The following is a 17,669-nucleotide window of genomic DNA, read 5'->3' as shown; positions in this document are numbered from 1 at the left end:
GACCAGCGTGACGACGGAAGCAACACCGGTCGCGGCAGATCAGCCCACCATAGCGCTCGACCCTGTCGACCTCGCACTTATCGACCTGCTGCGCGAGGATGGCCGGGCAACCTTCTCTGACATGGGGAACGAAGTAAGCCTCTCAGGGGAGGCAATCCGGCACCGCATCGACCGACTCGAACGCGGCGGGGTCATCAAAGTCGTTGGCAGCGTGTCCCCTGAAGTTCTGGGTTTCAGAACTTTCGCCGGTGTCGCTATCAATGTCAGCAAATCCGCCCGGGAAGTGGCTGAGCACCTGGCCACTTTCCCGGCCACCGACTTTGTGGTCTCCACAGCCGGGGACTTCGACGTCCTGGTAGAGGTCGTGTGCAGGGATGACGACGAGCTCCTGCAGGTCCTCGATGACATCCGGGCGGTCCCCGGCGTGCAGGGCTGCCATACGTTCCTGTACCTCTCGTTCGAGAAATATGGCTACGACACGTCCGGCGGGCTGGGCGGCAGCCGCCGGCAGAACGGACTTTCGCAGCAGGACCCCCTGACCCTTGACCACGCCGACATGGCCATCATCCAGGCCCTCAGGGAGGACGGCAGGGCCTCGTACACCGACCTCGCCGCGGTTTCCGGCCTGACTTACCCCAGCGCCCGCAGAAGAGTGCTCCGGCTGCTTGAAACAGGGGTGCTGCACATCAACACCATGGTCAACCGCCTGCTGTCCCAGGGCCAGGTCCAGGCCGGCATCGGCATCAGTGTCGCCGGTGACATCCGCGCTGCAGCCCGGGAAATCAGCGACCTGCCCGAGGTCGGAATGATCATCACCACCAGCGGACGCCACGACCTCATGCTGGAAGTCACGTGCAGGGACAAGGCCGACTTTGCAGACTTCGTAGGCACACGCCTGCGTGCCATCAAGTCCGTCACCGCGACCCGCACCTACGGCTACCTCCACATCCATAAGCTGCCGTACACCTGGTCCGGCCTGACCTAGCAGTAATCAGCCAGTAAGTTGGTTGCACCTGCTGAAGGATGGTTTGCCTCCGAGGCTGCCGTGGGGCCGGTGGTTTGTTGTAGAAGTTTTGCCATGGTTGCAGCTTGGTTCGAGGTAAAAGGCTGGCGGTACGCCCAGCCTTCCTGGAGGGTGCGGTTGAAGCGTTCTGCTTTGCCGTTCTGCCAAGGGTGGCGGGGTTTGATCAGGATGTGTTTAGCCCCCAACCCGGCCAGGGCGTCCTGGAAGACGAGGGAGAGCCGGTAGGCGAAAAGCATTGTCAGTCATGGCCCGCTTCACGGGTGCGCCCTGGGTTGCCATGGTTGCTGCGGCTCTGGTGAGGAACCCGGCGCAGTAGGGCATTTCTCATCGGGAAGGACCTCGGCGTACGCCAAACGGGTGTAGTCAAGCCGGAGGACGCGCAAGGTCGCCTGCGGAATTGGCCCCAACTTCAGCGGAGGCGGCCGAGCAGCCCGGACGAATTGAGGCAGAGGTCCTCGGTTGAGCTTCTTTCACGGACGATTGGCCGGTTTTTAAGCCATTGCGACCGGTCTCCACCGAGTCCATTTCGCAACTCGCCGGACTCCTGGACGAGATCCTGTCCCACGGCGACGTCCGGCCGCATGGAGGAATGGATGCACCTGGACGCTCTCAAGGAGCGTTACGAAAGGCCCCGAACCTCCCGCCGCCAGGCTTCGCTGAGCGAACGCCGAGGGCTATTCACACGTTCTAAGCCGGGCAAATGATCAAAACTCCAACAGTTTCTGCTAGTTTTGAAAAAATACCTTGTGATTGCTGTCATATGCGAGTACGGTTGCTGAAGCAAGATCCTCTGCGCTTCCCCGGTCACCCCGCCCCGGACGCAGTCAACGATGACTGCTGGCGGCAGTGGCCCCGGCAGAGCAAGTCTGAAAGGCCCCCCATGTCTCACCAATCTTCGAGCGGAAGCATGACGCTGAAGCGCCAGTTCCGCATGCGCGATGCGTTCACCATTGCTTTCGTCTTCATCTCCCCCATCGTTGCCCTGTACGCCGTATTCGGGCTCGTCATGCAGGCCGCAGGGCCTGCAGGCTGGTGGGCGTTTGCAGTAGTGCTGGTACTTCAACTCCTGATAGCCCTCAGCCTGGGCGTCCTGGTGTCACGCTGGCCATTCCAGGGCGGCAGCTACCAGTGGGCCCGCCGCCTGGTAGGCGAAAGCTACGGCTGGGCTGCGGGCTGGGCCTACATCTGGACGATCATCATCGTCATAGCCAGCAACGCGTACGCCATTGCAAGCTTCATTCCCCCGCTCCTGGGGATTCCTGACTTCAGCCTGATAGAGCACATTGCCGTCGCTCTCGTAATTCTCGTCGCGACAACCGCCCTGAACTTGATCGGGCCCGTCGTCCTGAAAATCCTCACCCGCCTGAGTCTCGCAGCTGAAGTCGTCGGCTCGATCGTTCTGGCAACCGTGCTGTTGATCTGGCACCGGGAGCAGCCCCTTAGCATCCTCTTCACCTCAGGCGGCGCAGCTGACGGAGACTACCTGTGGGGCGGTTTCATCCTGGCCATGGGATTCGTAGGCTTTGGATTCGCTGGCTTCGAAACCGTCTGCAGCATGGCCGAAGAAATCGACCGGCCCGAAAAGAACCTCCCCAAGGCTATTGTCGGAGCGCTTGCCACCATTGGAATCGTTGTCCTGTACTCGTCGCTGGCTTTGGTACTCTCAACGCCCGATTTCGGCGCCGTCATTACGGGCGCCATTGTTGACCCTGCCGCAAACAACATCACCGAATCCCTCGGCCCCGGCATCGCACAACCGTTCTTTGGCCTCGTCATCATCGGTTTCGCAGCATCAATGCTGACGGCCCAGACCAGCATCTCGCGCGTCATCTGGTCTTTCTCGCGGGACGGCGTCCTCCCGGCATCACGTTTCATGGCCAAGCTCTCCCAAAAGCACCGCACGCCCAACCGGGCCATCATTGTCGTCGGTGTGCTCGCCATTGTCATCACGCTCCTCGCATTCTCGGAGCAGGTGTACGCCACCCTGGTTGCCGCGGCAGCAGGTGGCTTCTTCGTAACCATGGGACTCGTGGTTGTGGCCCTGTTCGCACGGATCGTCAGCAAAAAATGGCACGCAGGACCGTTTTCGCTGGGCGTCTTCACACTGCCTGTCGTTGCCGCTGCAGCCGCCTGGATTGTCTTCGAAGTCATCAACCTCGCCTGGCCCAGAAGCCCTGGAGAAGAGGTGCCGTGGTATGTGTCCTGGTCGGTGCCCATCGGACTTGCCGGAATCGCCCTGGTCGGCTTGGTGGTTTGGCTCTCCGTCCGCGACCGGATCCGCGCCGTCAACAGAGACCTGCACGAGCACCATCAAATCGCCGGCGAGGAAGACACCAACTCCGCTGAGTCGGTAGCGACCTCCTGACGTTGCTGAAGCCATGACACCGGATAGCCGCGCTGCTGACTTCAGGCAGACGCGGCTATCCGCAACACTCCGGCACGACGTGAGGTGAGCCAGATTAAGAACATCGACGTCGTACATCAGCGCCGTCGCGACAGGGAACAGCAGAAGCCAGCGCAGAAGTCTCCTCACGGAAAAACCAAGGCCTGCAGTCCCTGGCGAGAAAAAGGAGACCACATGCTGAACCGCGCTTTCCATAACCCCGATGACAATCAGCCGGCCCAAAAGCACCCCGATCGCCCCGTCATGATCCTCACGATCATGGCTTGGCTGGCAGGGGTATCGAGTCCGACCGATGAAGCGTTCGAGCAAGCCTTCCCGGCTTCCGCACGGGAAACGCTCGTCTGCGTTCCCTAGCCCCGATTTTTCATGAGGGTCTGTGATGGTTGCGGTTCTCGCGGACAGGGCGTTCGGTGGTTGTTGTCCGTTTTGGTCAGCGCGGTGTGCCCTGTTGGATCACTTGGCTGGGCGCTGGTTCCTCTTCCGGTGATCTTGGTGTCGACGGTATCCACGTCTGCTCTGTCACGGCGGCCGGGACGGGCCTGGTTCTGCACGTCGAGACAGCCGAAACCTTGAGCGGCTGCCCGGACTGCGGCGTCGTCGCGGTCGGGCACGGCCGCCGGCAGGTCCGGCTTCACGACACCCCGTGTTTCGGCCGTCCGGTGCGGCTGCTGTGGGCCACGCGGGTCTGGCGCTGCCCGGACCCTGGCTGCCCGAGAACCACATTCACCGAAGAGCACGAGTTGGCCGGGCACCGGGCAAAACTCACTGCCAGGGCCGCGGCGGGGCGACCGACAGCCTGCAGCGGTTCGACACCTCGGGCTCCGCCCTGGTGCACCAGCTCGTCGTCTCCTGGCACACTATCAAGGCAGAGGCCGCCCGGCGCATCGCAACGGCTGGCCGGCTGACAGGAGTGGACGCGCTCGGCGTCGACGAGCATGTCTGGTCCCACACCGGCCCGCCAGGATCCGACATGGTCACCGGGATCGTGGACCACACCCGCGACGCCCACGGTGTGGTGCACGCCAGGTTGCTGGACCTTGTTCCGGGTCCGTCCGGGACGGCATACGCCGACTGGCTCAAAGACCGCGGCGAGGAATTCACTGCCGGCATCAAGACGGCGGCTTGGATCCGTTCCGCGGCTACGCGAAAGCGATCCGCGATGAACTCCCCGAAGCCATCACCGTCCTGGACGCGTTCCATGTAGTAAAACTCGGATCAGCCATGGTCGATGAGGTCCGCCGCCGCGTCCAGCAAGACACCCTCGAGCACCGCGGTCGCAAGGGCGATCCGCTCTTCGGCACCCGCCGGACCTTGCAGATCGTTTGCCGAACACCTCACCGACAAACAAGCCGCCCGGCTCGACGCCAAGCTCACCCTCGGCGACCGCACCACGAAGTCTCCCTGGCCTGGCAGTGGCACCAGAAACTCCGCCACATCTACCAGGCCACCCCTGCCAGAGGCAGAGAACTCATCCACGAGGTGATCGCCTCAATCCCGGCCTGCCCGATCCCCGAGATCTCGCGCCTGGGCTGCAACCCTCAAGCAATGGAAGACCGCGATCCTGGCCCATGTCGACACCTTCGACGCCTCCAACGGCCCCACCGAAGCCATCGACGAAGTTATCGAAACCACCCGCAGAATCGCTCGCGGCTTCCGCAACTTCACCAACTACAGACTCCGATGCCTACTCGCCGCCGGCGGCCACCGCCCCTACCGGATCAAACAAACGAACCATGCCTAAATGCGAAGGGCCGGTGGTGGACGTCTCAGACATGGTGGGTTCCTTCGAGGGCAGGTCGGTTGAGGTCCTGGGAGCCCTCGGCGGGGTGGAGTTCGTCGAGGATGGGCAGCAGGTAGGTTTTGAACAGTGGGTAGTTTTCGGCCATGGGGAAGTGTCCGATGTCCTTCATGGGACCGCCTTTGGCTCCCGGGATCTCGGCGATGGCGTCCGCGGTGTCTGCTGGTGTGCAAGCGTGGTCGTACTCGCCGGTCAGGAGGTAGACGGGGCACGCTTCGGTGTCGATTTCCTGTCCTCTCCCCCGGAGGTCGAGGTCCTGGGAGTAGAAGTAGGTGTCGCCGCGGTAGATGCCGGGGCCACCTTGGCTGTAGATCCACCACACTTCGCGGCGGGAGACCTCGGGGCTCTGTGGTGCCATGAGGCTGGAGGTCCAGGTGGGCACTGACTGCTGGGCGTTGACGTCGGGGCGCAGCGACCAGTCCTGGAACCGTCCGTTGACCTTCAGCGCTCCGGAGAGGCCGATGACGGCACCGGTGTCGTCAGCGTGGCGGCGGGCCAATTCCAGAACGAGTGAGCCGGCCATGGAGCAGCCGATCACAACCGGTTGCTTCAAATTCAGGGCCGCAGCGAAATCGCGGACAATCGCCACGTACGCGTCGGTCGTGAGCAGGTATTCCTCTTCCCACCAGCCTTCCGGGGGAAGTGACCGGCCGTGCCAGGGAAGGTCGAACGCTACCACGCGGAAGCGGCTGGTGATGTCCGGATCGTTGAGCAGGTGCCTGAACTGTCGGGAGTCGGCGCCGGCCGTGTGGAGGCAGAGAATGACAGGTCCGCTGCCGGCCTCTTCAAAATAGATCCGCTGGTCGCGTCCGGAGGATCGGAGGTTGATGTAGCGGCCGACGACGTTTTCGATGCTGGATGCAGGGGTCTCAGTGCTGGGCATGGAGTGCCTTTCCGAGGTCGATTAGTCGTGCGATGACCCTCAGGTTGCGGACAAGTTCGACGTCGGATCCGCTCACGGTGACGTCGGGGCTGTTTTTGGCCAGTGCGAGCAGGTCGTGGTGGAGGGGTTTGGGTTGGGGATCGAAGATCTGCTCCCAGCCGGCTTGCGTGGCGGAGATGAGGATGTGCTCCCGGGGCAGGTCTTCCCAGGGCGCAGGGACAAGTTCTGAGATTCGGAAGCTAAGGGCAACCTGCCAGTTCCCGGGCGAGACGGCGCCGATCCAGAAATCGCTGTACCTGCCGATGACCTGGGTCTCACGGTCGCTGTGCACAGCCTCGGCTAAGGCGGTAAACCACTCTTCGGAAATGGCCGTTGGTGTGGTGTGTGTTGGAGTCATGAACAACTTTCTGTGTCCGGGAACGGTTTCAGTTTCTGGCGGCGCAAGGGCCTCGGTGGAGGTCCGTGGGTTGTCCTTGCGCCACCAGCGAGCTGGTTCAGATGGTCAGTTCGTCGATGCGTGCGCCGTGAGTGGTCTTCTTGTGGTGGCAATGGCACTGAAGCCTAGGACGGCCGCAAATAAATATTGGCTGGGCTTCTATAAGACCGTATTACGATGTTATGAGCGTAAGGGCCGCCTTGGCCCACGTCAACCCGGCTTAAGAAGAAAGCCCGGCCGGCCACACAAGGGTGGCCGGCCGGGCTCGGCAATAGGTACCAGTTACCCCGCCTGGAGTCGGCGCATCTCCGCCAACGCCGCTTCGGCTGCGTTCCTGACATGGTCTTCGCATGCGACGCGCGCCTCTTCAGGGTCCCGGTTTACGGCCGCGGCAGCGGTGATGCGGGTGATCTCCGCGATGGTGTGGGCCTCCCTGCCACGAACCGACAGTGAAAGCGTCCGAAGCATCTGGGTCCGCGCGTTGACACTCCTGAGCATCCGGGCGATTTCGGCGTTTCCTGTACCATCCAGGAGGACGTCGTAGTATCTGTCTTTTGCCTCAAGGCGTTTTTCGGGATCGCCTGACGCCACCGCGGCTTTGACTTCGCCGAGCCGTGCAACTAGTTCGGTGCACTGCTCATCGTTCGCGCGTTCGGCGAACAAGCTTCCGGCCAGTGACTCGAGGGCCCGACGGACCTCGTAGAGGCTTTCCGCATCGTGAATACTCAGGGTAGCGACTTCGGGGCCACGGTTGGCAACCATCGACACCAGGCCCTCGGATTCGAGCTGCCTTAGCGCCTCACGGACAACCGTCCTGCTAACCGAATACTTCTCGCAAAGGACGGTTTCAACAAGGCGTTCCCCGGCCACGAACTCCTGGGCAACTATGGCGCGGCGGAGGGCGTTAACCACTTCCGTTCGGAGTGGGGCTGCGGTTCTGCGGACGGCGTCGATTGTCATGGGTCTTCCTTCGTGCGGGTTTCACCATCATACGCGAAAAGGTCGAATGTGGGACTAGACATCCTTGCTGGTATTACTGTAATACTGGATTAGCACTGGCTATAAACAACCTTGAATCGATCCGCCAGGCTGGCGGGGACTGGAGTAGGACGATGAAGTTCAAAGGAGCGGGTCTGGAGACGGGGGGAGCGCCGAGGCCGTGGGACGACACCACCTCGATCAACGTGGCCGAACTGACTCTGGATGCCCCGGCCCCGGCGAACTGCTCGTCCGGAGGGAAGCGGCGGGGGTTTGCAACTCGGATCTCTCGCGAGCCAGAGGCAGGCCAAACTGTGACCGTAGGATTGCCCCGCCCGGACGTGCGGATCGAGCTCTCTCCCCTAAGCCTCGTGCTTGAAGCCAAAGTCACCCGTCAGATCGTCGAATTCAAAGGAAGCGCTTCGTGAACTTCACTGACCAGACCGTCATCGTTACCGGCGCCGGAAGCGGTATCGGCAGGGCCACCGCTCTTCGATTTGCTGAACTCGGCGCGAACGTCGCCATCGCCGACAAGAACGAAACCGCCGCCCGGGAAGTAGCCGACGAGGCGGGCGCGAAGGCCTTGGCCGTAACCGTCGACGTCAGCGACTCCGCAAGCGTCCGTGCGATGGTACAAAGCGTCGTCGACAACTTTGGGGGCATCGACGTTCTCTGCAACAACGCCGGATTCGGTATTCCCGGCAGTGTGCTCGAGATTGATGAAGACGACTGGGACCGTCTAATGTCGGTCAACCTCAAAGGCGTATATCTGTGTTGCAAGTACGTGATCCCAGAACTCGCCAAGACCGGTGACGGCAGAATCGTCAACACCTCCTCGTACACAGCCGCCGTCGGGATCCGCAGCCGCGCAGCCTATGTGGCCTCAAAGGGCGGAGTGTCAGCCTTGACCAGGGCGATGGCCCTTGATCACGTCGACCAGGGCATTCGCGTCAACGCCGTGGCCCCCGGAACCATCAACTCGCCGTACTTCGACAAGATGATCAGCGAATCCCCGGACCCGCAAAGGCTCCTCGACGAACTGAACAGCCGCTCCCCCATGCACCGCATGGGCCGGCCCGAAGAGATCGCCGAAGCCATTGTATGGCTCGCCGCAAAGGAGTCCAGCTTCGCGACCGGCTCCGTGCTCACTATCGACGGCGGAACCTCAACATGGTGATGCCGGACACCCACGCCTCCTTGTTCGTGGGACTGGGCAACATGGGCCGCCCCATGGCCATCAACCACTCCCCCGGACGGGAACTGTTCGTCTGCGACACCAAAGCACCCGTCGTCCTCACGGCACAACAAACTGCCGAAAGGCCCGGGAGCTGCTAGAAAGCCCCGCCCCCGACCACACCGAATTTGCCCGCTACTACGAAACGCTCAACGGCACATCGCTACGCATCAACGAACGCCTTACAATCCCGGAAGGACATCCCAATGACCATTGACCTTAACAGCCAAACCGCCGCCGAGGCCCAGGACTACATCGACGACATGGCCCGCAAACGCGGCTACGTCCTCGAATATCACAAGGTCATGGCCAAGCACGATTTTCCCGTGCTGCAAGCCGCGAACCACGTCGTGTCGGCCGCCTACCTGGACCAGCGCACCCTGGACCGCAAGACCAAGGAACTGATCTTCATCGTCAGCCTGACCGTCATGCGCGCCTCCAAAGGCCACATCCAAAGCCATATCCGGGTGGCCCTGGATCTGGGCGTCACGCCGACCGAAATCCTCGAAGCGATTGAGATCGCCCTCCCCGAAGCGGGTGTGGTGGCCTTCCAGGCCGGCTTCGACGCATGGCGCGAGGTGGTCGGCGCCGACGGGATCGAACCTACCGTGGAGGTCCACGAGGGCGGCAATGGCGCCAGCTAAACAAGGCAGCGGGTACCGGGTGGTCGCCGTGCGGGTGGGCACCCGGCCCGCCTAACGCACCTCAATTGCCGCCTATACGGCGAAGATGACGGACCAGCCACCGTGGACTACTTCTTCTGGGTCCTGCAAGGTCCCGACGGGACAGCCGTCGTCGACACCGGTTTCAGCGAAGATGACGCCCGCAAACGTGCCCGAACCCTACAGCTGCACCGCAGAAGTACTGGCCCAGTTCGGCATTGATCCGGCCGCAGTCGCCGACGTCATTGTCACGCACGGCCACTACGACCAAATCGGCAACTTCAACCTGTTCCCCAATGCGAGGATCCACATGTCGGAGACCGAATACAGGTTCTGACCTCAGCTACCACCCGGCATTGGCAGTTTTCCTTCTACTCCGGGAGAACCGAGATCGACCAGTTGCGCTGTTTCACCCGAGGGCAGGCTCAAGCTGTTCTCGGGTGAAACAGCCCCCTGCCCAATCTGCGCCTGGTGGAAGTAGGTGGGCACGCGCCCGGGCAGGCAATCCCTACGTCCCCACCTCCGAGGGCGAAGTGCTACTGGCCTCCGACGCGGTTCATTTCTACGAAGAGCAGGACCGCATCATGCCCTTCACCGCTGCCAGCGACCTGCCAGCCATGTACGACGCCTTCGCGTTTATCCGCGAGGAGATACGTAACCGCGATGTGACCATCCTTTCGCGGCACGACGCAGACGTCCTCACACGCTTCAGCACCTGCACCGAACTCCCCGCAGGAGCGGGAATAGCCATCGGCGACGCACCAACAACCACCAAGGAGACACCATGAGCTGCACCTTCAACGTCGTAGCCCGCTACCGAACGAAACCAGGTACCACCGAAGAGATACTCAAATACCTGGAAAAAATGGCGGCCCACACGCGCGAAGAACCCGGGAACATCTCATACGAATACTTCCACGGAGTAGAAGACGACAGGAAGATCATCATCCTTGAGAGCTACCACACCGCCCACGACTTCGACCTCCACAAACAAACCCAGCACTTCCTCACCATAGGTGCGGTCCATATCATTCCTGAACTGGAGTCCCGGTCCGTCTCAACCTACGTCACCCCTACCGCCCCAAACGAAGCCCCCTAGCGGCACTACTGATGAAGCCACCCACACCGCCCGAAGCCCAGACCGTTCAAGGTTGGCACACGCTCCAGCCAGCGCAGAAAGTCGTCGTCCATGAGCCGACCGGCGAGACTTATCCGGCCACCGTGGACACCATCACCGAAGACCACAGCGTCATTTGGGTCATCTCGGAGCGCTGGTACCAGCGCAAAGCCTTCGACATACGCGAAGGCGTTGTCCTCAAACCCCAATAGGATTAGGTCCCGCTGCTTTCTTGCCCAGGATCTCCCGCTCCCCGTTCACGATGACGCCCATTACGACATAGAACGGGGTGTTGCGCACATGCCCGTCACGGGACCTTGACCACGACCGCGTCAACGAACAGCACCGGATAGACCGGATCCCCGGGGCGGGCAGACCATTCGGCCAGTTCCCCGGCAACTTTTTCCGTGATGCGGCTGATGGTGTCTTTGGAGACCTTGGCCCCGTAGACCTCCTCGAAATGCGCGGCGATTTCCCCAGTGGTCAGCCCCCGGGCAGAGAACGAGAGCACGACCTGGTCGATCCCGTCCAGCCGACGTTTCCGCTTGGGCACGATCATGGCCCGAATGAGCCGTCCCGATCCCGGGCACGCCAATCTCGAGGCCCGATCTCGGTCAGCACGGTCTTCGGCCTGGTGCCGTTGCGCATGTTGGCCGCGATCGGTGTCTGGCCATGCTCGAGCCCGAGGTGCTCGGCCAGTTCCGCTTCCAGCGCGGTCCGTCTATCAATGCGTTTATACCCAGGGACGCGGAGGGCTGAGGGCCGAGCTCTCCGCGGCCGTGCGGTGGGCCAGCCAAACCGGTGGGCCGGGATGCGGAAGCCCCGGGTGCCCAAGGAGCTGCTGATCAGCGAACGCCCGGCGGAGGCCGATGACCGGGCCGTTCCCGGAAATTGGGAATCTCAATGCTTCCGTTAAGCAGTTTGAACGCTGATCGCTGGCATTGGTTCCTGGTAGATGGTGTGGTCTCGGAGCATGGCCCAGAGGACGTTGATGCGGCGCCGGGCAGGCTATGAGTGCCTGCTTATGTGACTTCCCTTCTCCGCGCTTCCGATCGTAAAAGGTTCTTGAGGCCGGGCTGTTCTTCAGGCTGGAGAGTGCTGCGACGAGGTAACAGGTTCGCAGGAGTCTGCGGTTGAAACGGGCGTGGTCGATGCAGATTCCCGCTGATTCGTCCGGAGTCGCGTAGGACTGGCGCCAAGCCCGCGACGCTGGCGAGCCGGTCGACTGAGCCGAATGCGTCCAGGTTGCCACCGATGTTAGCGAGGAAAGTTGCCGCGAGGACGGGGCCGAACCCAGGCATGGTGTGCAGAACATCGGCGCTTTCGTGCGGCCGAAACAGGGCGGTGATCTGGGCATCAATGAGCCTGTGGTCTGCGTTGGCAGGACTGTGTGCTGGGAGTTTGGGGCTATTAGGGCCTTCTCGGCCATTTTGGCACTTTCCGGCGGCCGTGTTTCTTCAGCCAGCTGCTGAGCCGGGTTAGACCTGTCCGCCGGATACTTTCGGGGGTCTGGCAGCGACCGAGAAGGATCAGTGCGCATCCGCGCCTGGTCGGCGATGATCCTGGCGACTTTCGCGTCGGTCTTGCCATCGCCGCGGTAGGTCGCTGCGGCGTGATGCACGATCCGTCCGGCGATATAAAGCAGCTTCTGGCCGTGCGCGGCCAACAGCTCTATTATCAGTGCGGCGCTACTAACAGTGCGGCGCCGCCGGCGTTCAGGTCCGTCGCCCAACAGACCTCGCCACCGGGCGCGATCTCCGCCATCGTGGCTATGAGGTCGGGGAGTGCGTTTCGTCGTTCTTGACTCGTTTCGAGAGCAGTACCGTCCCGGACTGATCGGTCAGGACGCAATGATGAGCTCTTGCCCGAGTCGGTTCCTGCCCAGAATAGCGGCATATTCGGTCCCCCTTGATCAGCTCCAATTTTCGGTTGGCCCTGTCCATAACTGCGCCGGCACGTCCGTACCCAACGATCAATGTCATAAGTCTCGATCAGCGGTCGAATCATCGGCGGGCAGCGGGCGGCCATTCCCAGTGAGCCGTCCAAGCGGCTAGGAGACTTGTGCCATACCCGCCACCCGAGGGTGATCGAAACACTCCGACAGCCCCGGAATCACCCACAACAGAAACGTAAGGAGGGCGACCTGGTGATTGGCACCCCTGGAACCGGGGCGATCGGAACGCTCGTGGAACGTACCAGCCGCTTCGTGATGCTCCTGCACCTGCCCAACGGCCAGACAAGCGAGCAGGTGCTGGCCGCCATCCAGGAAACCCTACCCGCGCTGCCCGACCACTGCGACGGTCCCTGACTTGGAACCAAGGCGCGGAGATGGTCGGCATCCATGACCGGGTCAAAATCGCCTCGGGAGCAGACGTGTACTTTGCGACCCTCACTCGCCCTGGCAACGCGGCACAAACTAGAACACCAACGGGCTCCTGCGCCAGTACTTCCCCAAAGGAATGGAGCTGACCACCGTCACCCGCGAGGACCTCGACAACGCCGCCGCCGGCCTCAACGGCCGCCTCCGCAAAATCGGCTGGAAAGCCCTCGCTCAAGCCTTCCATCACTGCGGAGACGCCGCTGACCTGCACAGAAACAGTTTTATCGGACGTGGCTGAGGAAGCTCCGGGTCCGCTCGTGAGCGGGGGAGCCAAAGAAGGTCTCGGGATCGGCCTGTTCGATGATGCTGCCGCGGTCGAACATCAAAACTTCGTCCGCCACCCGCTTGGCGAAACCGATCTCGTGAGTAACGACGATCATTGTCATTCCCTCTGCTGCGAGACTTTCCATCACTTTGAGTACCTCGCCGACCAGCTCCACATCTAGCGCTGAAGTTGGTTCGTCAAACAGCAACACCGACGGGTTCAGCACCAGGGCGCGTGCAATGGCTACTCGCTGTTGTTGTCCACCCGAAAGTTCACGAGGATATTTATGGCTCCGGTTCCCCAGACCAACTCGGTTGAGCATCTCTGCGGCGGCTTCCAGCGCCTCGCGTCTCCGCACGTTCTGCACGACGGTCAGTGCGAGGGCGACGTTGTGCAGCGCGTCCATATGTGGAAAGAGATTGAATTGCTGGAAGACCATGCCCACATCGCGACGTTGATAGGCAAGCTGCCGCTCTGATGCGGCTGTTTCCTTTCCCCTACGATCGTCGACTCCGAGGCGGCGGCCAGCTAATACGATCTCCCCACGGTCGGCGCGTTCGAGTAGAGCGATCAGGCGGAGCATAGTGCTCTTTCCAGACCCGGAGGCACCGAGGATGGCCTTCACCTCGCCTGCCTTGATCGAGAAGTTAACCCCCTTGAGAATTTCGTTCGCACCATAGCTCTTAGCTAGATCTGAAACGCTGAGCAGTGGCTCGATTGTCGAGGGGATCACGCCTTCGTTCCTTTCAAGTCGAGGGTAACGGTCCCAGGTTCGGGCCGCGGCGCTGACGGCACATCCTTCGACGTCCATAGGAGTTTTCGCTCCAGCTGCGCCTGTACGACCGTCACGATAGTCACGATAGCGAGGTAGTAGATGGCAGCGGCAGCGTAAAACTCCGCGTAGCGGAACGTTGTGGATACACCACTTTGGGCTGTGGTCAGCAACTCACGCAGCGAGATCACGCTCGCCAGGCTCGTGTATTTAATAGTGTTGATTAGTTCGCTGCCGGTCGGAGGGATCGCTATGCGAATTGCTTGCGGGATCACCACGCGAATCATGGTTTGGACAGGTGTGAGCCCTAGCGCTCTCGCAGCCAGAGGCTGACCCGCGTCCACGCTGAGCAGAGCAGAGCGGATAATTTCTGCCATGTAGGCCGCTTGAACTAGGGTGAGTGAGATTAGTGCAGCGACGAACGGGCTGTAGGCATCCGAGCGGAGGGCCGGAATCAGCTGCGGCGCAGCATTCCATGCTAGTAGCAGAATTAGCAGAGTGGGCAGGCCGCGAAAGACGCCGACGTAGACACTGGACAGTGTTACCAGCCAGCGTTTTCCAGAGATACGAGCCAAGGCGATAAGAAAACCGAGCACGATGCCAAGCGCCATGGCGAGAACCGCCAGAAGAATCGCAAGGACCGCGCCATTGACATAATTTAGCGACGTAAGAGCATTCCAAAAGATGGAAAAGTCGAAGTTCATGAGAGGTATTGCCCTTCTCGTGCGGACACGGTCATCATGTCATCACAACCTGTCATTACTGCTTGCTTGACAGGTTGCTTGAAAGGTCGATCTTGTTGGGATCAAGTCCGTACCGATCCGCGAGAGCTGCGAGGGTGCCCTTCTCCTGCAGTTCCTTGAGTGCGTCCTTGAAGGCGCCAGTTAGAGTCCCGTCTTTGCGGAGGTATGCGCCGAAGACCTCATCGGGCTTAAAGGCGCTGGTAACCGCCTCCAAGGTGCCATTGCTCTTACTTACCAGTGACGCGATGGCTATGTCCGTGTCGATGACTGCGTCCGCCTTGCCCGAGATTACAGCTCCCGCTGCAAGAGGGGTTCCAGGGTATTCGTCGATCTTGATGAGTGGCTTACCTTCGGAAGCTAGCTGCTCGTTGACGGTTTTAAGCTTCGCTACCATCCTGCTTCCGGCCAGCACCGCCACCGTGCGGCCCGAGTAGTCCTCGGGATTTTCCAGGCTCTTTTCTCCGCTTTGAACGCCGAAATCGTAGCCAGTCAGCATATACGGCACAGCATCCGCTACTTCCCGGCGTGCGTCGCTGACGGACAGACCGGAGATGACCAAATCACATCTTTGCGCATCCAGCCCCGGAATGAGTCCATCAAAGGCGGTGTTCACAACTTTGGTTTGAACTCCCCAGCTGTCACCAACGGCTCGCGCAAGATCGACGTCGAAGCCGACGATCTCGCCGCCGGTTCCTCCTTCGAAGTACTCCATGGGGTGGTACTCGGGGTAGGTGCAGGTAGTTAGGAAGCCCGGCTGAATCAGTCCCTGGGGGCCAGATTCAGTTTGTTCCGGGGCAGTTCCTGCACAGCCAGCCAGCGGCAGGGCCAGAGAAGCGAGCGTCATGAGTATGAGCGCGTTGCGTTTCAGGGGGGTCATCATTGACCTTCCTAAGAGTGGGAATGGAAAGGGCGAAATTAGGCGCCGCTGATAGTGGGATCGGAAAGGTCCCATTTGAGTTTTCGGGATTTGGCGCCGGGTCCCCGGACTGGGGTGGTTTCTGCCATGGAAAGCGCCGAGTGCCGCGTCAGTGTCACTATTGGCGCCGCCGGCTGTATCCGGGCCCTGATGGTGTGAGCCGGAATGAAGGGTGGTCTTTTCACTGGTGAGCAAGTTGACCGAATTGAACGTGCCTATCGTCTGCGCACTGCAAAACTACAGGTTGATATGCTCATACCGTATTACAGTATGAGCATATCATGGCAACTCCGCGTGAAAGTTAGTTTTTCACTCACTTTTTAGAGACTGGTGCCACGGGGCATCTCTGTAGTGCTCGCCGAGCCAGCGGGTCTGGGATATCGAACCCACGCTATTCGGCAGGGCTTGGCTTCCACTCTCTACTTTCCCGCAGCGACGAAGCATGTATGGCGCCGTCTGGTGCAGGGACGGGCAAGGATCAGAAGATGTTACTAGTTGCTGCACTCTCAGCCGTTTCGGCCGCGTGATCGTCTTCGCTTCCCGGCTCAATGATCGGCAGATTCGCAATCGTCGAGCGCCTAGGGAACCAGACGATGAGGCCGAGTGAGAGCACGCCAGCCAGCCCTATGACGACCGAGTAGTTCTGCCACCAATCCAGTTCCGGCGTGCGCGGCCACGCAATGTTGATCAGCTCCAAAACTACCCAAACAGCGGCCAACGGCACGAGCACCTTGCCGGCCTTCCCCAGTGAGAATGGCCCCGGAGTCCATGAACTCTTGTGCCGCGTCAGAGCGTGCGCCACGACTGGCAGGGCGAAGGAGATGAAGAAGCCCGCGGTCGAGAAGCTCACAAGGGTCGCATACACGGGTCCGGTGGTTGCGGCCACGAGGATGAGCATGGTCAGGATGGCAGTGACTACGATGGCGCTATTAGGGTTCGACGTGCGTGGTGACAGGCGCTTGATCCACCTGGACGCTGGAAAGGCGTTATCTCGGGCGAAAGCCCACATGACCCGAGAAGAAGCCATCTGGGTGGCAAGCATGCAGGCGACGAAGCCGACGATAATCAGCAGGAACAGCAGCACGACCGCTTGTTCCCCGAGTGCCGACCCCACGATATAGGCGGCCGGGTCGATCTCCTCGCCACTGAGCACGCGCCCGAGGTCCGGGATCGCGATAATGAGGGCGAGGGCTGAGACGACCACAACGGTGCCAACGCTCAGAATCGCGGCAATGATCGCCTTCGGTACATTGCGGCGCGGATCCTCTACCTCTTCGGCGATGTCACCAGCGCTTTCGAAGCCAACGAAGCCCCAGCCGACGAATGCCGCGGCGGCAGCGATGCCTGCGAAAGTTACCCCCGGCACGGTGACGTCGGCGCCTTGGAGGAGGACACTGAAGGGCTGCTCCTGGAAGAACAGAAAGAGCGTAATTGCTAAGGCAACACTTCCGACGACCTCCGCCATAATGGCCAGGAAGACGACCGCTTTGATTGCCTTTGGACCGATCAGGTTGAGCACCATGATTACCGCCAAAGTGCCCAGCGCGACCAATATCTGTGTGAACAGGTCGAAAGGCTCGAGACCTAGGACCAGAGGCAGGAATTGTGAAGTAATAAACGAACCACCGGCGCAGGCAATGGCCAGTGTCCACATGTAGATCCAGCCGGTAAACCAGCCATAGTGGTTACCCACGAGACGGCGAGCCCACTGGTACAAGGACCCTTCGATGGGCCAGCGGGAGGCCAACTCTGCGAACACGAACGCGACGATGATCTGACCGGCGAACACAATCAGGAAAGACCACCAGCCTGATGGGCCGGCAGCGCCGAGCACAAGCGCGAATACTCCGTACAGCGCCACAATCGGCGATACGAAGACGAAAGAGAACATGAAGGCACTTTGGAAAGTGAATGCCTTCTTCAGTGTGGGTGTGGTGGTCATGGGGTCTCACATTTGATCCAGGTCGCCTGCCGGAGTCAGACCCCAAGCTGGCGACATTGCTTACTGAACGCATCGTCGTCCAGTCGTGTGTGTCAAGTCACACCATAAACCGAAA

19 protein-coding genes and 6 pseudogenes are annotated in these 17,669 nt (G+C 61.0%); 15 read left to right on the top strand and 10 right to left on the bottom strand.

Annotation, left to right across the window (positions count from 1 at the left end):
• The first annotated feature begins 7 nt into the window (after positions 1–7).
• A complete protein-coding gene (locus tag ARGLB_RS06520; RefSeq protein ID WP_003800344.1) occupies positions 8–985 on the top strand; it encodes an Lrp/AsnC family transcriptional regulator in 978 nt (325 codons plus the stop codon).
• 6 nt (positions 986–991) lie between these two features.
• On the opposite strand, the pseudogene ARGLB_RS24030 reads toward ARGLB_RS06520, so the two are convergent.
• Positions 992–1,389, bottom strand: a pseudogene (locus tag ARGLB_RS24030) (integrase core domain-containing protein); the annotation flags it as partial.
• Positions 1,390–1,904: 515 nt separating this feature from the next.
• On the opposite strand from ARGLB_RS24030, the gene ARGLB_RS06510 reads away from it, so the two are divergent.
• From ARGLB_RS06510 to ARGLB_RS24010, 6 genes and pseudogenes are all read left to right on the top strand, one after another.
• A complete protein-coding gene (locus ARGLB_RS06510; RefSeq protein WP_139023276.1) occupies positions 1,905–3,389 on the top strand; it encodes an APC family permease in 1,485 nt (494 codons plus the stop codon).
• 213 nt (positions 3,390–3,602) lie between these two features.
• Positions 3,603–3,782, top strand: coding sequence for a hypothetical protein (locus ARGLB_RS06505; RefSeq protein ID WP_003800339.1), 180 nt, complete (start codon positions 3,603–3,605; stop codon positions 3,780–3,782).
• 56 nt (positions 3,783–3,838) lie between these two features.
• Positions 3,839–4,069 (top strand): annotated as a pseudogene (locus ARGLB_RS24025) (hypothetical protein); the annotation flags it as partial.
• 2 nt (positions 4,070–4,071) lie between these two features.
• Positions 4,072–4,632 carry a transposase gene (locus ARGLB_RS24020; RefSeq protein WP_003800336.1) on the top strand — a complete coding sequence of 187 codons (561 nt, stop codon included), beginning with the start codon at positions 4,072–4,074 and terminating at the stop codon, positions 4,630–4,632.
• A pseudogene (locus ARGLB_RS24015) lies at positions 4,551–4,898 on the top strand (transposase); the annotation flags it as partial. The gene ARGLB_RS24020 and the pseudogene ARGLB_RS24015, both read left to right, overlap by 82 nt.
• Positions 4,899–4,986: 88 nt before the next feature.
• Positions 4,987–5,169, top strand: a complete 183-nt coding sequence (locus tag ARGLB_RS24010; protein WP_306302342.1) for a transposase — start codon at positions 4,987–4,989, stop codon at positions 5,167–5,169.
• A gap of 25 nt (positions 5,170–5,194) precedes the next feature.
• Here ARGLB_RS24010 and ARGLB_RS06495 read toward each other — a convergent pair whose 3' ends face one another.
• The 3 genes from ARGLB_RS06495 to ARGLB_RS06485 all read right to left on the bottom strand — a co-directional run bounded on the left by ARGLB_RS06495 (position 5,195) and on the right by ARGLB_RS06485 (position 7,505).
• A complete protein-coding gene (locus ARGLB_RS06495; RefSeq protein ID WP_003800335.1) occupies positions 5,195–6,109 on the bottom strand; it encodes an alpha/beta fold hydrolase in 915 nt (304 codons plus the stop codon).
• The gene (locus ARGLB_RS06490) at positions 6,096–6,506 is read right to left on the bottom strand and encodes a hypothetical protein (RefSeq protein WP_003800333.1); all 411 of its coding nucleotides are present in this window, start codon (positions 6,504–6,506) and stop codon (positions 6,096–6,098) included. The genes ARGLB_RS06495 and ARGLB_RS06490 overlap by 14 nt, the downstream gene beginning before the upstream one ends.
• 321 nt (positions 6,507–6,827) lie before the next feature.
• A complete protein-coding gene (locus ARGLB_RS06485; protein ID WP_003800331.1) occupies positions 6,828–7,505 on the bottom strand; it encodes a GntR family transcriptional regulator in 678 nt (225 codons plus the stop codon).
• 442 nt (positions 7,506–7,947) lie between these two features.
• Between ARGLB_RS06485 and ARGLB_RS06475 the strand changes: the two genes are divergently transcribed.
• From ARGLB_RS06475 to ARGLB_RS06455, 7 genes are all read left to right on the top strand, one after another.
• Positions 7,948–8,700 carry an SDR family oxidoreductase gene (locus ARGLB_RS06475; protein ID WP_003800326.1) on the top strand — a complete coding sequence of 251 codons (753 nt, stop codon included), beginning with the start codon at positions 7,948–7,950 and terminating at the stop codon, positions 8,698–8,700.
• Positions 8,694–8,858, top strand: a complete 165-nt coding sequence (locus ARGLB_RS23550; protein ID WP_003800324.1) for a hypothetical protein — start codon at positions 8,694–8,696, stop codon at positions 8,856–8,858. The genes ARGLB_RS06475 and ARGLB_RS23550 overlap by 7 nt, the downstream gene beginning before the upstream one ends.
• 105 nt (positions 8,859–8,963) lie before the next feature.
• Complete coding sequence (locus tag ARGLB_RS06470) at positions 8,964–9,401, top strand: carboxymuconolactone decarboxylase family protein (protein ID WP_003800323.1); 438 nt, start codon at positions 8,964–8,966, stop codon at positions 9,399–9,401.
• Between the two features lie 172 nt (positions 9,402–9,573).
• A complete protein-coding gene (locus ARGLB_RS22375; RefSeq protein WP_050934291.1) occupies positions 9,574–9,756 on the top strand; it encodes an MBL fold metallo-hydrolase in 183 nt (60 codons plus the stop codon).
• Between the two features lie 247 nt (positions 9,757–10,003).
• Entirely contained in the window at positions 10,004–10,207 is a 204-nt protein-coding gene (locus ARGLB_RS22370) for a hypothetical protein (protein ID WP_139023274.1), read from the top strand.
• The gene (locus tag ARGLB_RS06460; protein WP_003800316.1) at positions 10,204–10,518 is read left to right on the top strand and encodes a putative quinol monooxygenase; all 315 of its coding nucleotides are present in this window, start codon (positions 10,204–10,206) and stop codon (positions 10,516–10,518) included. The genes ARGLB_RS22370 and ARGLB_RS06460 overlap by 4 nt, the downstream gene beginning before the upstream one ends.
• A gap of 11 nt (positions 10,519–10,529) precedes the next feature.
• Positions 10,530–10,748 carry a hypothetical protein gene (locus ARGLB_RS06455; RefSeq protein WP_003800314.1) on the top strand — a complete coding sequence of 73 codons (219 nt, stop codon included), beginning with the start codon at positions 10,530–10,532 and terminating at the stop codon, positions 10,746–10,748.
• A gap of 22 nt (positions 10,749–10,770) precedes the next feature.
• Here the strand turns inward: ARGLB_RS06455 and ARGLB_RS24505 are convergent.
• Together ARGLB_RS24505 and ARGLB_RS24405 are read right to left on the bottom strand one after the other, a co-directional pair.
• Positions 10,771–11,253, bottom strand: a pseudogene (locus ARGLB_RS24505) (transposase); the annotation flags it as partial.
• A 195-nt stretch (positions 11,254–11,448) separates the two neighbouring features.
• Positions 11,449–12,324, bottom strand: a pseudogene (locus tag ARGLB_RS24405) (transposase); the annotation flags it as partial.
• A 346-nt stretch (positions 12,325–12,670) separates the two neighbouring features.
• Between ARGLB_RS24405 and ARGLB_RS24500 the strand changes: the two are divergent.
• Positions 12,671–13,154, top strand: a pseudogene (locus ARGLB_RS24500) (IS30 family transposase); the annotation flags it as partial.
• Here ARGLB_RS24500 and ARGLB_RS06440 read toward each other — a convergent pair.
• The 4 genes from ARGLB_RS06440 to ARGLB_RS06425 form a co-directional block, all read right to left on the bottom strand.
• A complete protein-coding gene (locus ARGLB_RS06440) occupies positions 13,138–13,914 on the bottom strand; it encodes an amino acid ABC transporter ATP-binding protein (RefSeq protein WP_003800303.1) in 777 nt (258 codons plus the stop codon). The pseudogene ARGLB_RS24500 and the gene ARGLB_RS06440 overlap by 17 nt on opposite strands.
• Positions 13,911–14,657, bottom strand: coding sequence for an amino acid ABC transporter permease (locus ARGLB_RS06435; protein ID WP_003800302.1), 747 nt, complete (start codon positions 14,655–14,657; stop codon positions 13,911–13,913). The genes ARGLB_RS06440 and ARGLB_RS06435 overlap by 4 nt, the downstream gene beginning before the upstream one ends.
• Before the next feature lie 55 nt (positions 14,658–14,712).
• Entirely contained in the window at positions 14,713–15,576 is an 864-nt protein-coding gene (locus ARGLB_RS06430) for a transporter substrate-binding domain-containing protein (RefSeq protein WP_003800299.1), read from the bottom strand.
• A gap of 514 nt (positions 15,577–16,090) precedes the next feature.
• A complete protein-coding gene (locus ARGLB_RS06425) occupies positions 16,091–17,554 on the bottom strand; it encodes an APC family permease (protein WP_003800297.1) in 1,464 nt (487 codons plus the stop codon).
• Between the last annotated feature and the right edge of the window lie 115 nt (positions 17,555–17,669).

The sequence above is a fragment of the Arthrobacter globiformis NBRC 12137 genome, assembly GCF_000238915.1.
GTDB classification, from domain to species: Bacteria; Actinomycetota; Actinomycetes; order Actinomycetales; family Micrococcaceae; genus Arthrobacter; species Arthrobacter globiformis.
This window is presented reverse-complemented; position numbering and strand designations above follow the sequence as displayed.